9 protein-coding genes and 5 tRNA genes are annotated in these 14850 nt (G+C 71.7%); 6 read left to right on the top strand and 8 right to left on the bottom strand.

The genetic code is table 11. The features are described from left to right. Window positions 1–132: 132 nt before the first annotated feature. A complete protein-coding gene (locus tag ACQP17_RS17300; RefSeq protein WP_433857084.1) occupies window positions 133–1251 on the bottom strand; it encodes a Leu/Phe/Val dehydrogenase in 1119 nt (372 codons plus the stop codon). Window positions 1252–1448: 197 nt separating this feature from the next. On the opposite strand from ACQP17_RS17300, the gene ACQP17_RS17295 reads away from it, so the two are divergent. Both ACQP17_RS17295 and bldC read left to right on the top strand, forming a co-directional pair. Next, the gene (locus ACQP17_RS17295; RefSeq protein ID WP_433857083.1) at window positions 1449–2285 is read left to right on the top strand and encodes a hypothetical protein; all 837 of its coding nucleotides are present in this window, start codon (window positions 1449–1451) and stop codon (window positions 2283–2285) included. 513 nt (window positions 2286–2798) lie between these two features. Further along, window positions 2799–3005, top strand: coding sequence for a developmental transcriptional regulator BldC (gene bldC / locus ACQP17_RS17290; RefSeq protein ID WP_003949541.1), 207 nt, complete (start codon window positions 2799–2801; stop codon window positions 3003–3005). A gap of 527 nt (window positions 3006–3532) precedes the next feature. Here bldC and ACQP17_RS17285 read toward each other — a convergent pair. The 7 genes from ACQP17_RS17285 to ACQP17_RS17255 all read right to left on the bottom strand — a co-directional run bounded on the left by ACQP17_RS17285 (window position 3533) and on the right by ACQP17_RS17255 (window position 10885). Then, window positions 3533–3766, bottom strand: a complete 234-nt coding sequence (locus tag ACQP17_RS17285; RefSeq protein WP_433857082.1) for a DUF6274 family protein — start codon at window positions 3764–3766, stop codon at window positions 3533–3535. A 350-nt stretch (window positions 3767–4116) separates the two neighbouring features. Further along, window positions 4117–4191 (bottom strand) — tRNA-Asp (locus ACQP17_RS17280). 91 nt (window positions 4192–4282) lie between these two features. Beyond that, window positions 4283–8389: an ATP-dependent RNA helicase HrpA gene (gene hrpA / locus ACQP17_RS17275; RefSeq protein WP_433857081.1), complete on the bottom strand. Its 4107-nt coding sequence runs from the start codon at window positions 8387–8389 to the stop codon at window positions 4283–4285. Between the two features lie 460 nt (window positions 8390–8849). Next, window positions 8850–8923, bottom strand: a tRNA-Phe gene (locus tag ACQP17_RS17270). A 4-nt stretch (window positions 8924–8927) separates the two neighbouring features. Next, window positions 8928–9002 (bottom strand) — tRNA-Asp (locus ACQP17_RS17265). Between the two features lie 48 nt (window positions 9003–9050). Beyond that, window positions 9051–9123: transfer RNA gene (locus tag ACQP17_RS17260), tRNA-Glu, on the bottom strand. 82 nt (window positions 9124–9205) lie between these two features. Next, entirely contained in the window at window positions 9206–10885 is a 1680-nt protein-coding gene (locus ACQP17_RS17255) for a metallophosphoesterase family protein (protein ID WP_433857080.1), read from the bottom strand. 119 nt (window positions 10886–11004) lie between these two features. On the opposite strand from ACQP17_RS17255, the gene ACQP17_RS17250 reads away from it, so the two are divergent. The 4 genes from ACQP17_RS17250 (at window position 11005) to ACQP17_RS17235 (ending at window position 14809) form a co-directional block, all read left to right on the top strand. Continuing rightward, window positions 11005–11355 carry a metallopeptidase family protein gene (locus ACQP17_RS17250; protein WP_329149645.1) on the top strand — a complete coding sequence of 117 codons (351 nt, stop codon included), beginning with the start codon at window positions 11005–11007 and terminating at the stop codon, window positions 11353–11355. Between the two features lie 173 nt (window positions 11356–11528). Continuing rightward, on the top strand, window positions 11529–12155 hold the full coding sequence (locus tag ACQP17_RS17245) for a hypothetical protein (RefSeq protein ID WP_433857079.1): 627 nt from the start codon (window positions 11529–11531) through the stop codon (window positions 12153–12155). 249 nt (window positions 12156–12404) lie between these two features. Then, window positions 12405–14555, top strand: coding sequence for a DEAD/DEAH box helicase (locus ACQP17_RS17240; protein WP_433857078.1), 2151 nt, complete (start codon window positions 12405–12407; stop codon window positions 14553–14555). Between the two features lie 178 nt (window positions 14556–14733). Next, a tRNA-Lys gene (locus ACQP17_RS17235) sits at window positions 14734–14809 on the top strand. Window positions 14810–14850: the final 41 nt, after the last annotated feature.

Genomic DNA, 14850 nt, shown 5'->3' with positions numbered 1-14850 from the left:
GGGTGGTGAGGGAAGTCTCCCCCGACCGCCCGCGACGGGCCGCACAAGGCTGTGTTTCCGGTCGTTCCCGGCCGTTTCCGGTCGTTCCCCACCGCCCCCGGCCGTTCCTCCGCCCGGGGCGGTCGCCGGGGCTCAGGCGCGCCGCGCCTCCGCCATGCGCTGCTCGGCCAGCCGGTCCGCGGCCGCGGCGGGCGGGATGCCGTCGGCCTTCGCACGCGCGAATATCGCGAGCGTGGTGTCGAAGATCCTCGCCGCCTTGGTCTTGCAGCGGTCGAAGTCGAAGCCGTGCAGCTCGTCGGCCACCTGGATGACGCCGCCGGCGTTCACCACGTAATCGGGGGCGTAGAGGATGCCGCGGTCGGACAGGTCCTTCTCGACGCCGGGGTGCGCGAGCTGGTTGTTGGCCGCGCCGCACACCACCTTCGCGGTCAGCACCGGCAGTGACTCGTCGCTCAGCGCACCGCCCAGCGCGCACGGCGCGTAGACGTCCAGGCCCTCGGTGCGGATCAGTTCCTCGGTGTCCGCGGCGACGGTGACCTGCGGGTGCACGGTGCGCACCCGGTCGACGCAGTCGCTGCGCACGTCCGTGATCACGACCTCGGCGCCGTCCTGGAGGAGGTGTTCCACCAGGAGGTGGCCGACCTTGCCGACGCCCGCGATGCCGACCTTGCGGCCGCGCAGCGTCGGGTCGCCCCAGGCGTGCTGGGCCGAGGCGCGCATGCCCTGGAAGACGCCGTAGGCGGTCAGCACGGAGGAGTCGCCGGCGCCGCCGTTGGCGGGGGAGCGGCCGGTGGTCCACTCGTTCGTCCGGGCCACCACGTCCATGTCGGCGACGTACGTGCCGACGTCGCAGGCGGTGACGTAGCGGCCCCCGAGGGAGGCCACGAACCTGCCGTAGGCGAGCAGGAGTTCCTCGGTCTTGACCAGGTCGGGGTCGCCGATGATGACGGCCTTGCCGCCGCCGTGGTCCAGCCCGGCCAGGGCGTTCTTGTAGGACATGCCGCGCGAGAGGTTCAGGGCGTCCAGCACGGCCTCCTCCTCGGAGGCGTAGGCGTGGAAGCGGGTACCGCCGAGGGCGGGGCCCAGGGCGGTGCTGTGGATGGCGATCACGGCCTTGAGGCCGCTGGCGCGGTCCTGGCAGAGAACGACCTGCTCATGGCCCCCCTGCTCCGAGCGGAACAGGGTGTGCAGAACGCCGCCGTCGGTGCCGGCGGGGGCCGGACGTACGTCAGTCACGGTGGTGACTCCCATAGGTCGCGAGGGGACGCCCTCCTGTGGGTGGGGAGGGCCGGTTGACAAGAGCGTAAGACCTGCCGGGCGGGTTGATCCGGCAGGTGCCCGGGATCACCCTCTCCCGGGGGACGGGCATGGGACGATCTGGTCGTATCGCAGGCCGGCGGGGGCCTTCGGATCTCCTGGCGGCGGACTCCCCCTTTGAAGGAGCGGGCGTGGCCCTGGCGTCGTCGGTGAAGGTCCCGTACATGGCATATCTACGGGTCTATGAGCCGCTGGCTGCATTCCCCGAGCCGGAACGCTCCCACTGGGCGCGCTATGCCAAACGGGAGGACACCCCCACCGCCCAGGACGAGCAGCGCCGGGCGCTGGCCGATCTGCTGCCGACGCCCCCGGTGCCGGTGCCGGTCCACGAGAGCGCGGACGCCTTCGTCGCCGTCGTGGACGAGGTGACCTGCGTGTGCCCGTGGCGCACCCGGCTGCGCGGCTGGCAGGCCTTGGAGGAGCTGTCCGAGCTGCTGCCGGCGTCGGTGCTGGACGCGGCGCTGCCCCCGGTGGTGCGGCTGCAGGCGGCCACCGACTACGAGCGGTGGCGCGAGCGCAATCCGGACGCCCGGCCCTGGATCCGCGGGGCGACCTGGCACGTCCCGGTCCGCTGGTTCGTGCTCTTCGACGACGGGGAGCGGGAGTACGCGCAGAGTGACCGGGCGCCCGTGCTGCGTTACCGGACGCCGATGGTGGAGGCCAGACGCCGGGTCGCCCGGGGGCTGCGGACGCTGCGGGACGCCCTGGAGGAGGGGCCGCTGATCGACGGCCTGGTAGATGTGGGGCGCTGGCTCGAGGAGTTCCATCCGCGTTCGCTCGTGGAGCTGGACTACGGAGGGCTGGTGCACGCGGTGCCCGAGGGGCAGCTCGCCGAGGACCGTTCCGCCGCCGAGGTGGCGGAGGGGCTGGCGGCGCTGCGCGACGGGGACGGCGAGCGGGCCGGTGTCGCGTACGAGAAGCTGTCCCAGCGGTGGCGGGCGGTCCGCGAGCGCCAGTTCTCCAGCTGAGCGCCGGCGGGCGTCCCACGGCCCGCGAAGCGGAAGCGCTGCGTACGCTTTCCCTGCCGAGGCGGTAAAGGACGTAGGTCCTGATCCGGGCGATTGCCTCAAGCGTGACCTAAAGCACTGACTTCGGGTCTTGCTCCCAAGCCATACCCTCGTGTCAAAATAGGACAAGGAGCCCGACCTGGGCTCCTTCCGTCCAACTAAGGGCGGATAGATCGGTATTGCGTTCCTTGAGGGGTCTCGTGGCGGCTGAGCATGCTGTGACTGATCGTCACGGCCGTGTGACTGTCCGCTATGGCACGGTCCATCGGCATCCGCCGAGGTTGAACACCTGAGAGGGCAATTCCATCGGTTTGGCCGACGTGGCTGGACAGATGGTGTAGTTGTAGTGCCGAGGACAAGCCGTTCGTCCTATAACCGACTCGGCCCGCGTCCGCCATTTCGGGCAACGTGGGTCAAGGTGCAGAATTTAGAGGAAAGAACCGTGATGGTTCGGTTCTCCCGAGGAGGCCGCTCATGACCGCTCGCACCCCTGACGCCGAGCCGCTGCTTACCCCCGCCGAGGTTGCCACGATGTTCCGCGTGGACCCGAAGACGGTGACCCGCTGGGCCAAGGCAGGCAAGCTCACGTCCATCCGTACGCTCGGAGGACACCGGCGTTACCGCGAGGCTGAGGTCCGCGCACTGCTCGCGGGCATTCCGCAGCAGCGCAGCGAGGCCTGAATAACCGCATAACCAGGCTGTTTTCGGGGCCCCCAACCCGAAAATGCCTGCTTTGCACCACCATGCTTCACATAGCTCCATATGACGCGGCGCCTGCCCCAACGGGCTCCACACCCGCTCCACCTGGGTACGTCATCGATCGCGCTGGACTCCGCCGGGTCCAGCGCGATTTTTTTGTGTGCGCCCGCTTCCGGGCCCGCCGTGGCGCTCGGGCCGGCCTGGCGCCGGCGTGCTCCCGGATGCCGGTCAGGGTGCCTTCACGGGGCCTGTGAGGGTCTCTGTGCGCGGACGTGGCGCCCTCGTTCCGGAGCCGCTCACGGGTGGTGCAATTGCACATATTAAATTGACCGGTTGTAGGGCGGCGGTAAGTTCCACATCTCGCCAAACTTGTTCAGTGACACCCGTCACACCGCGCGGCGCTTGAAGCCGGTCCGTCCGCTGCGATAGAGAACGGCGCCCACCGCGCGCCGCACCCACCACGACATCCAGCCTGTCAGCGCGCGGTCGGTGACGCATGCGGCAATTGGTCACCGGGCCGCAGGACTTTCGTCCTCGGCGGCCGGTGGCGCGCAGCGGGCCGGGGAGGGTGCGGGGGCGGACCGGGGCGCAGGAGCCCCGGAGCGGGCCGTGTGCGGCTCCATGGCGAGCCGCAGCAGCTGGTGGCAGATGGGGCAGTGCCGCGTCAGATGCCGGTAGCCCGTGGCGGCGGACAGATGGGCCCGCAACAGCGCCCTGGTCTCGTGCCGTACCGCAGTGGTCATCACGCACCCCTCCCCGCCCCGCTCCCTTCCTCCGTGGGTACCGGGGGTACGTGCCGCCGTCAATACGGCGGGCCGCAATCCGGCTGCGGACCGCACCGGGCGGGGGCGGGGGAGAGGAGCGGCGCTACGACGGGTGTCCCGGGGGAGGTGGACGGCGGTACGGGGCCGGGTCCGTAGGGCGTGGGGGGCCGTGGCGGCGGTGCGGGCCGGGTGGCGGCGGGGCGCCCCGGGCCGGGTGGTGAGGCGGGCCGCGGAGGGGAGTTCCTGACGGAGTGTGGGGGGCGCCCGCCCAGGGCGGGCTCGGACACAGCAGTACGGCCCGCACCGGAGAGGTGCGGGCCGTAGAAATGCGGTCCTGACGGGATTTGAACCCGCGGCCTCCACCTTGACAGGGTGGCGAGCACTCCAAACTGCTCCACAGGACCTTGCGTGCTTTCCGCTTGCGGCGGGCTGCGAAACAAGACTGTACAGCAGGTCAGGGGGTGCGGTCGAACTCGATACCGGTAGCCCTGATTCCTACGGCGCGGCGGCGTCCACGGCCTTCACGATGCGCTTGTCGGAGACCGGGTACGCGGTCCCCAGGGCATGGGCGAAGTAGCTCACCCGCAGCTCCTCGATCATCCAGCGGATCTCCCGGGCCGCGGCCGGCACCGGGCGGCCCTGCGGGAACTGCTCCAGCAGCCAGGCGTATTCGTCCTGCATCTCCTTCACCTTCGCCATGCGGGTGCGGTCCCGCTCGGCGTGGGTGGGCAGCTGCTGCAGACGGCGGTCGGCGGCCACCAGATAGCGCATCAGGTCCGGCAACCGCTTGGCGCCGTGCGCCGTCACGAAGCCCGGCCCGATCAGCGCCGCCAGCTGCTCCTTGATGTCCGTCAGCGACGGCAGCAGGGAGGCGAAGGTCGTCTCCTTCAGCCGGCGCTCGCAGGCCTGCCAGGCCGCCAGCACCTCCTGCACCTGCTGGATGGTCTTGAGGGTGACGTCCACCAGGTCGGTACGGACCGCGTCGAAGAGCTTCCGGAAGGACTCCTCGTCCCAGGCCGGGCCGCCCCGGGCCGCGATCAGGCGGTCGGCGGCGGCCGTCACACAGTCCTCGAAGAGCGCCGGGATGGAGCCGTGCGGATTGCGGGACAGCGCCAGCTTCTGCTGATTGCTCAGCTTGTCCTGGGCGAACTTGGCGGGGTTGGTGGGGATGTTGAGCAGGATGAGGCGGCGGGTGCCGGCCCACATCGCGGTGAGCTGCTCGGCCTCGGTGTCGAAGAGGCGGACGGCGACGCTGCTGCCCTCGTCGACCAGCGCCGGGTAGGCCTTCAGCGGCTGGCCCGCGCGCCGGGTCTCGAAGGTGCGCGGCAGCGTGCCGAGGGTCCAGGAGGTCAGGCCGGTGCGCTGCTCGGGGCCGGGCGTCGTCCGCTTGTCGGATGTGCCGTCCGCGCCGCCGCCGGCGCGGTCCCCGGCGGACCGCTCGGCGCCCTGCTCGAAGGCCTTGGAGAGGGCCGCCCGGGTCTTCGGCTTGAGCTGCAGCCGCAGCGCCTCCAGATCCTTGGCCTCGGCGAGCTTGCGGCGCCGCTCGTCGACCACCCGGAAGGTGATCTTGAGGTGGTCGGGGATCCGGTCCGGGTCGAAGTCCGCGGCGTCGACGGGGACGCCCACCATGCGCTGCAGACCGGCCGCCAGAGAGGTCGTCAGGGCGCCCTGGAGGGGGACGGTGGTGTCCAGGAAGCGGGCCGCGAAGTTCGGCGCGGGGACGTAGTTGCGCCGGATCGGCTTGGGCAGCGAGCGGATCAGCTCCGTCACCAGCTGCTCGCGCAGGCCCGGGATCTGCCAGTCGAAGCCCTCGGCGGAGACCTGGTTGAGGACCTGGAGGGGGATGTGGACGGTCACGCCGTCGGCGTCCGCGCCCGGCTCGAACTGGTAGGTGACCTTGAACTTCAGCTTTCCCTGCCGCCAGGAGTCCGGATAGTCGTCCTTGGTGACGGCCTCGGCGGACTCGTTGATGAGCATCGAGTGCTCGAAGTTCAGCAGCTCCGGCTCGTCCCGGCGCTTCTGCTTCCACCAGGCGTCGAAGTGCGCTCCGGAGACCACGTCGTCGGGCAGGCGCCGGTCGTAGAAGTCGAAGAGCGTCTCGTCGTCGACGAGGATGTCGCGGCGCCGGGCGCGGTGTTCCAACTCCTCGACCTCGCCGAGGAGTTTGCGGTTGTCATGGAAGAACTGGTGCTGGGTGCGCCAGTCGCCCTCGACCAGGGCGTTGCGGATGAACAGATCGCGCGAGGTCTCCGGATCGATCCGGCCGTAGGCGATCTTGCGCTGGGCGACGATCGGGACGCCGTACAGCGTCACCCGCTCGTAGGCCATCACCGCGGCCATCTTCTGTTCCCAGTGCGGCTCGCTGTAGGTGCATTTGACCAGGTGCTGGGCGAGCGGTTCGATCCATTCCGGCTCGATCCTGGCGTTCACCCGCGCCCACAGCCGGGACGTCTCGACCAGCTCGGCCGACATCACCCAGCGCGGTGCCTTCTTGAAGAGCGCGGAGCCGGGGAACACCGCGAACTTGGCGCTGCGGGCGCCCAGATACTCGTTCTTGGCGTCGGTGTCCTTGAGCCCGATGTGCGAAAGCAAACCGGCGAGCAGGGAGGTGTGGATGTGGTCCGGCGCCGCGTCCTCCTCGCTGAGGTGGATGCCCATGGTCTTGGCGACCGACCGCAGCTGGGAGTAGATGTCCTGCCACTCGCGTATCCGCAGGTAGTTCAGGAACTCGCTGCGGCACATCCGGCGGAAGGCCGAGGAGGACAGCTCCTTCTGCTGTTCGCGGACGTAGCGCCACAGGTGCAGGAACGCGAGGAAGTCGGAGCTCTCGTCCTTGAAGCGGGCGTGCTGCTGGTCGGCTTGCTGCTGCTTGTCGGCGGGCCGCTCGCGCGGGTCCTGGATGGACAGCGCCGCCGCGATGACCATGACCTCCCGGACGCAGCCGTTGCGGTCCGCCTCCAGCACCATCCGCGCCAGCCGCGGGTCGACCGGCAGCTGGGAGAGCTTGCGGCCCATCGGGGTCAGCCGCTGCCCCTGCTGCCCCGACCGGTCGGACTTCTTGCCGGTCTCCAGCGCGCCCAGCTCGCTGAGCAGATCGATGCCGTCCTTGATGTTGCGGCGGTCCGGCGGGTCGATGAAGGGGAACTTCTCGATCTCACCGAGGCCGGCCGCGGTCATCTGGAGGATGACGGAGGCGAGATTGGTCCGCAGGATCTCCGCGTCCGTGAACTCGGGACGGGAGAGGAAGTCGTCCTCGGAGTAGAGGCGGATGCAGATGCCGTCGCTGGTGCGGCCGCAGCGGCCCTTGCGCTGGTTGGCGCTGGCCTGCGAGACGGGCTCGATGGGCAGCCGCTGGACCTTGGTGCGGTAGCTGTAGCGCGAGATCCGGGCCATGCCGGGGTCGATGACGTACCGGATGCCGGGGACGGTCAGCGAGGTCTCCGCGACGTTGGTGGCCAGCACGATGCGCCGGCCCGTGTGCCGCTGGAAGACGCGGTGCTGCTCGGCGTGCGAGAGCCGCGCGTACAGGGGGAGGACCTCGGTGAAGGGCAGGGCCTTCTTGTTCAGCGCGTCCGCGGTGTCCCGGATCTCCCGCTCGCCGGAGAGGAACACCAGGATGTCGCCGGGGCCCTCGGCCTGCAGCTCGTCCACGGCGTCGCAGATCGCGGTGATCTGGTCGCGGTCGGCCTCCTGGCCGCCCTCCTCCAGCAGCGGGCGGTAGCGCACCTCGACCGGATACGTACGGCCGGAGACCTCGACGACGGGGGCGGTCGGCTTCGCCTCCTCGTCGCCGGACGCGTCCGGACGGCCGGCGGCGCCCCGGCGGTCGGCGGCGTCCACGGCGGCGAAGGCACCGAAGTGCCGCGCGAAGCGCTCCGGGTCGATGGTCGCGGAGGTGATCACGACCTTGAGGTCCGGGCGCCGGGGCAGCAGCTGGGCCAGATAGCCGAGGATGAAGTCGATGTTGAGACTGCGCTCGTGGGCCTCGTCGATGATGATCGTGTCGTACTGGCGCAGCTCGCGGTCCGTCTGGATCTCGGCGAGCAGAATGCCGTCCGTCATCAGCTTGACCAGGGTGTCGCCGCCGACCTGGTCGGTGAAGCGGACCTTCCAGCCCACCGCCTCGCCCAGCGGGGTCCTCAGTTCCTCGGCCACCCGCTCGGCAACCGTACGGGCCGCGATCCGGCGCGGCTGGGTGTGCCCGATCAGGCCCCGCACGCCCCGGCCGAGCTCCAGACAGATCTTGGGGATCTGCGTCGTCTTGCCGGAGCCGGTCTCACCGGCGACGATCACGACCTGGTGGTCGCGGATCGCGGCGAGGATCTCGTCCTTCTTCTGGCTGACCGGAAGCTCTTCGGGATATGTGATCCCGGGCACGGCGGCGCGGCGCTGCGCCACTCGCAGCTCCGCCTCGTCGACACCGCCGGCGATCTCGGCGAGCACGGCGGCCCGCGCTTCGGGCTTACGGATCCGGCGTGCGCCGTCGAGCCGGCGTCCCAGCCGCTGCTGATCGCGCAGCATCAGCTCGGGCAGACGCTTGTGCAGATCGGACAGGCTGGGAGCGGTGCCGTCGGGCAGGGCGGAAGCAGGCTGACTGGACATACGTCCCCCAGGATCTCACCTCGCGTAAACGACTGGCGAACCATTTGCCCGTGCGGACGCCGCCCGGGCCCGGCGCCGGCGCGGGGGCCGTCGCGAAATCGACTCTCCGGCGCCCTCGCGGGTGCGTGAGGATGACGCCATGGACAACGGATTACGGCGTCTCGTCGGCGCGGCCGTGATGGCCGCCGGTATCGCCCTGGCCTGCTGGCTCGTCTTCGGCGCGTCGCAGGATGAGGAGGGGGAGGCTCGGCTGCTGCGGATGGCGCTGGGCCCGGGGTCGACGGCGGTGATCACCGGTGGTGCCCGGCTGATGTTCCGGGAGCCGTCGGGCGTGCGCGCGGCCGGACCGGGCGGGGATGAGGTCCGGGCACCGGACAGGGGCGAAGGCCGGGCGGAGGACCGGGCGGCAGCAATGAAGAAGGCCCCGATCCGAGGAATCGGGGCCTTCTTCCAAAGGGTGTGGCTGGGGCCGGGGTCGAACCGGCGACCTATCGCTTTTCAGGCGATCGCTCGTACCAACTGAGCTACCCAGCCGCAGCGGTCCTGACGGGATTTGAACCCGCGGCCTCCACCTTGACAGGGTGGCGAGCACTCCAAACTGCTCCACAGGACCTTGCATTGTGCGAAACCGGCGTGCACCAGTCTCCCACACGGTGATGCGTGCCCCCAACGGGATTCGAACCCGTGCTACCGCCTTGAAAGGGCGGCGTCCTGGGCCACTAGACGATGAGGGCTGGTGGCCACCTTGGCGTCGTTACCGGCGCCGTCGGGGACGTGAGAAGCATATGGGATGGGAGGACCGTTCGCCAAAACGGTTTACCCGGTGCGCTCCGAAGCGCCCCCGGCCGGGCGTGAAGGGGCGCTCGCCGGGGGGCCGGAGGGCGGGCCGGTGGAGTGAACTGGAAGGGAGGGCGACGGCGTGGCGCCGGGCCGGTTCTCGTGGGGGAGGTGCCGGCTGACCTCGGCCCGGGACAGTCCCAGGCCGCCCAGGGTGATCTCGTCCCAGGCCTGGAGCCGTTTGGTTCTCCGGTCCAGATAGAGGACCGAGGCCTGGACCGGCGCGGGCTTCTTGTTCTGCACCGCGCGCAGTCCGCCGCCGCCCGTGGAGCCCTCGACCATCAGCCGGGTGCCCCGGGGGAGCGTGGTGATCTCCCGGTGGTGGAGGTGGCCGGCCAGCGCGAGCGGCGCCAGGCCGTCCGCCTCGGTCGCGGCGGCGGGGTTGTGGGCCAGCGCGATGTCGACGGGGGTGCCGGCCAGCCGCTGGGTGCGCAGCGCGTCGGCGAGCCGGCCGCCGGCGGTGCGCTCGGCGGGGTCGCCGGCCGCCACCACGGAGCGGTCCGGGGTGAACTGCGGGTCGCCGACGCCCGCGATCCGCACGCCGGCGATCCGGGTGACGGCGCCGTGGTCGAGGACCGTGACGTGCTTGCGGTGGGTCAGATACCGCTGCGTGGTGCGCGAGTCGTGATTGCCGCGCACCCACACGTACGGGGCGCCGAGGGAGGAGGCCGGGTCCAGGAAGTGGTTCTCGGCGGCCGAGCCGTGGTCCATGGTGTCGCCGGTGTCGATGATCACGTTGATCCGGTACTGCTTCACCAGGGAGGCGATGATCCCCCAGCCGGCGGGGTTGAGGTGGATGTCCGAGACGTGCAGGACGCGCAGCGTGGTGGGGTCCGGCTGGTACGCCGGGAGCGTGGAGGTGGCGTCGTAGAGCTTGGTGACGTTGGTGACCAGGCGTGCCAACTCCTTCTGGTAGACGTGGAATTCGCTGACGATGCTGCGGGCGTTGCCGACCACGGACGGGGCCGAGGAGAGCAGCCCGGAGAACTTCGGCTCCAGTACGGACCGGGGGTTCCAGGTGGCGTACGCGGTGCCCGCGCAGGCGGCTAGCAGGGCGAGCGCCAGCCCGCCGGCGGCCAGTGCGCGGCGCGGGCGGCGGTGCACGGCCAGGCTCAGCGCGGCGGCGCCGGACGCCACGGCGACGCAGGAGTGCAGGGCCAGCCGCCGGGCGCCGCGGGTGACGTCACGGGTGACCTCGTCCTGGAGGCCGGCGAACCGCTCGGGGTGGTCGACCAGTGCCTGCGAGCGGACCGGGTCGAGCCGGTCGACGTCGACATCGAGCCGGACGGGTGCGTGGTGGCTGCTCAGTTCCAGATCGCCCAGGGGCGCGACGGTGATCCGGGTGCCGCCGGTCAGCGAGGGGCGCAGCGCCATGCTGGTGTCCATCGGGCCGACCGGGACGCGGAGGCTGCCGATCAGCAGTAAGCCCAGCCAGGCCCCGAGGACGGTGACCGCCAGCAGGCCGAGGGCGGCGCGCAGGGGGTGGTGCGGAGCGCCGTCGGGCACGGTGGCGGTGGGGGGCTTACGACGGGAGCGGTAGGCGCGGCGGACGGCTGCGGGCAGTGCGCGTACGCCGTCGGGCAGGGCGGTCGGCAGCCGGTGCGGGGTGCGGGGCGGGCGGTCGGGGTGCGGTGTCCGGGAGCGCGCGGCGCGGGCCATTGGTCCCGTATGCCCCACCGTGCGGCCGTTAAGCGGGGAGCGGGGACTTCCGGTTGGGCCGCGGTGCGGCGTGCGGTCCAGGAGGGTCGTCCGGGGGCCGGGTGGCGGAGAATGGGGGTGTGCTGGAAATGACGCGCGAGGAGTTCGAGGAACTGGTCGCCGAGGCCCTGGACCGGATCCCGCCGGAGCTGACCCGGCTGATGGACAACGTGGCGGTCTTCGTCGAGGACGAGCCGCCGGCCGGCGACCCCGGGCTGCTCGGGCTCTACGAGGGGACGCCGCTGACCGACCGGGGGGAGTGGTACGCGGGGGTGCTGCCGGACCGGATCACCGTCTACCGGGGGCCGACGCTGCGGATGTGCGACACCCGCGAGGACGTGGTCGCGGAGACCGAGGTGACGGTCGTTCACGAGATCGCGCACCACTTCGGGATCGACGACGAGCGGCTGCACGCGCTCGGGTACGGCTAGTACGGCGGCGGGCCGGGCCGGGCCCCGGCGGCACTCCGGGGGCGATCCGCGGGGTGTCGCGCGTGTCCTCGGGCGGGCGGCGGGAGTTGGGCAGGGCGTCCGTGCCGCTGTCCCTGCGCTCCGGATCCGGAGGTCCCGCCGTGCGCCCGCGCCCTTACCGCCATTCGCCCCCGATGCCGACACCGTCCCCGTCGTCGTCGAGCGTTCCCGCCCCCGTCCCCGCCACCCGTCCCCCGGCGGCCCGGCTCCGCCCGCGCGTCGCCGCGGCCGTGACCGTCTCCGCGCTGGCCCTCTCACTGGCCGCCTGCATGAACGTGAGCGACCCCGAACAGCCGAAACAGTCCGGTAGTACGTCCCGGCACGGCGCGAAGGACGGGGCGCCCGGCTCCGGCGGGGTGTCCGTGGACGGCCGCGGCGGCGGTCCACGGCGGATGGGGCGCGGTGGCGCCGCGCACCCGGCCGGCGGCGACGACAAGGAAGCCGAGGAGTCGCAGAGCGCGGAGCCGTCGCCGTCCGACCCCGGTGCGCCGTCCCAGCCGGTGCAGCCGTCGGGCCCCGAGCCCGGCGCGGGAGCGGGCCACGGCGGGCACGGCGGCCGCCCCGGCCACCCCAGGCCCTCGCCCTCCCGCCCCGACCACCCGGCCACGCCGCCGGCCCAGACCTCCCCCGCCACACCGCCCGCGCAGCCGTCCCCGCCGCCGACCACTCCCGCGCCGCCGCCGAGCTCCCAGGCGTCGGGGCCGTCGCCCGTGTCGCCGGTGGCCTCGCAGCCGGACGGGTACGAGGACGACGAGGCCTGAGCGGGTCCCGGCGGGGGCGGGTGAGGGCGCCGGGCGTGGGGCGGAGGGCGTGACCGGAAGGTCATTTGCCATTCGGGGGGCGGAGTGCGTATGGTGGTAGATCGTTTGATCCCATTTGCCCGGCGCCAGAACAGAAGCGCGCCGCGTGGCGCGTTCTCTCCCTTGCCGTGGCTGACCGCATAGAGGCGGTCGTGTGAAACACACGGAGTTTGGGCGCGTGCCGAGACTCCGGAAGGTTTCGCATTTCGCATGTCCATTTCCACTGAGCAGTCCGTCATGCCCGCAATCGACGAGCAGACGGTTTCCGAGGTGACGGCGGCCGACGAGGCGCCCGAGACCGACGCGGCCGAAGCCGCCACCGACACCGTCACCTTCGCCGACCTCGGACTGCCCGAGGGCGTCGTCCGCAAGCTCGCGCAGAACGGCGTCACCACCCCCTTCCCGATCCAGGCCGCGACCATCCCGGACGCGCTGGCCGGCAAGGACATCCTCGGCCGTGGCCGCACCGGCTCCGGCAAGACGCTCTCCTTCGGTCTGCCGACCCTGGCCACGCTGGCCGGCGGCCACACCGAGAAGAAGAAGCCCCGCGCGGTCATCCTCACCCCGACCCGTGAGCTCGCGATGCAGGTCGCGGACGCCCTCCAGCCCTACGGCGACGTGCTCGGCCTCAAGATGAAGGTCGTCTGCGGCGGTACGTCCATGGGCAACCAGATCTACGCCCTGGAGCGCGGCGTCGACGTCCTCGTCGCCACCCCGGGCCGGCTGCGCGACATCATCAACCGTGGCGCCTGCTCCCTGGAGAACGTCCAGGTCGCCGTCCTCGACGAGGCCGACCAGATGTCCGACCTGGGCTTCCTGCCCGAGGTCACCGAGCTGCTCGACCAGGTGCCCGCGGGCGGTCAGCGGATGCTGTTCTCCGCCACGATGGAGAACGAGATCGGCACCCTGGTCAAGCGCTACCTGACCAACCCGGTCAGCCACGAGGTCGACAGCGCCCAGGGCAACGTCACCACCATGACCCACCACGTCCTGGTCGTGAAGCCGAAGGACAAGGCGCCGGTCACCGCCGCCATCGCCGCCCGCAAGGGCCGCACCATCATCTTCGTCCGCACCCAGCTGGGCGCCGACCGCATCGCCGAGCAGCTCGTCGAGTCCGGCGTGAAGGCCGACGCGCTGCACGGCGGCATGACGCAGGGCGCCCGCACCCGGGTCCTCGCGGACTTCAAGGACGGCTACGTCAACGCGCTGGTCGCCACCGACGTCGCCGCCCGCGGTATCCACGTCGACGGCATCGACCTGGTCCTGAACGTCGACCCGGCCGGTGACCACAAGGACTACCTGCACCGCTCGGGCCGTACCGCCCGCGCCGGCCAGTCCGGCACGGTCGTCTCGCTGTCGCTGCCGCACCAGCGCCGCCAGATCTTCCGGCTGATGGAGGACGCGGGCGTGGACGCCTCGCGCCACATCGTCGGCGGCTCCGGTACCTTCGACGAGGACGTCGCCCGCATCACCGGCGCGCGCTCGCTCACCGAGGTCCAGGCCGACGGTGCGAACAACTCCGCCAAGCAGGCCGAGCGCGAGGTGGCCGAGGTCACCCGCGAGCTGGAGCGTCTGCAGCGCCGCGCCACCGAGCTGCGCGAGGAGGCCGACCGGCTGACCGCCCGCGCCGCCCGTGAGCGTGGCGAGGACCCCGCGGAGGCGCTGGCCGCCGCCGCGCAGACCGCCGAGGCGGAGGCCGCCGCCGCGGCCGCCGTGCCGGCCCAGAGCACCGCACCGGACGAGCGCCGCGACGAGCGGGGCAACTTCGACCGCCGCGACCGCCGCGACGACCGCTCCGGCGGCCGCTCCTTCGACCGCGGTGACCGCGGTGGCTTCAACCGTGACCGCGGTGGCGACCGTGGCGGGTTCAACCGTGACCGTCGTGACGACCGCTCGGGCGGGCGTTCCTTCGACCGTCGTGACGAGCGCGGTGGCGACCGTGGCGGGTTCAACCGTGACCGTCGTGACGACCGCTCGGGCGGGCGTTCCTTCGACCGTCGTGACGAGCGCGGTGGCGACCGTGGCGGGTTCAACCGTGACCGTCGTGACGACCGTTCCGGTGGCCGTTCCTTCGAGCGCCGTGACGACCGCGGCGGCTTCAACCGCGACCGCGGTGACCGTCCCAGCCGCCCGTTCAACCGTGACGACCGCTCCGGCGGCCGTCCCGCCACCGGCGGCTACCGCTCCGGTGGCGGTGACCGTCCCTTCAACCGTGACGACCGCTCCGGCGGCCGTCCCTCCACCGGTGGCCACCGCTCCGGCGGCGACCGCCCCTACGGCCGCCGCGACGACCACCGTGGCGCCACGACCGGCGGCTTCGGCCGTCGCGAGGACAAGCCGCGCTGGAAGCGCAACAGCTGATCGCTGACGCCTGACCGGCGCGCATGACGAGGGGCCCGTACGCACGCAAGTGCCGTACGGGCCCTGCGCGTTGGGGCGGCCGCACACCCCGGGAAACGGCCCCGGGACACCCGCCCGGAAGCCCGTGCGGCTTATGGCTTCGGGCTGTGGGACCTCCTCGGGCTATGCTGCTCGGTGCGGGCCATTAGCTCAATTGGCAGAGCAGTGGACTTTTAATCCATTGGTTCAGGGTTCGAGCCCCTGATGGCCCACCAGAAACGGACGGGAGAGCCGTCCGCGGCGCCCACCGGCACCC

Source organism: Streptomyces kronopolitis, from assembly GCF_050953795.1.
GTDB classification, from domain to species: Bacteria; Actinomycetota; Actinomycetes; order Streptomycetales; family Streptomycetaceae; genus Streptomyces; species Streptomyces kronopolitis_A.
Note: the sequence above shows the minus strand (reverse complement) of the source record. Positions and strands in the feature narration are given on the sequence as shown.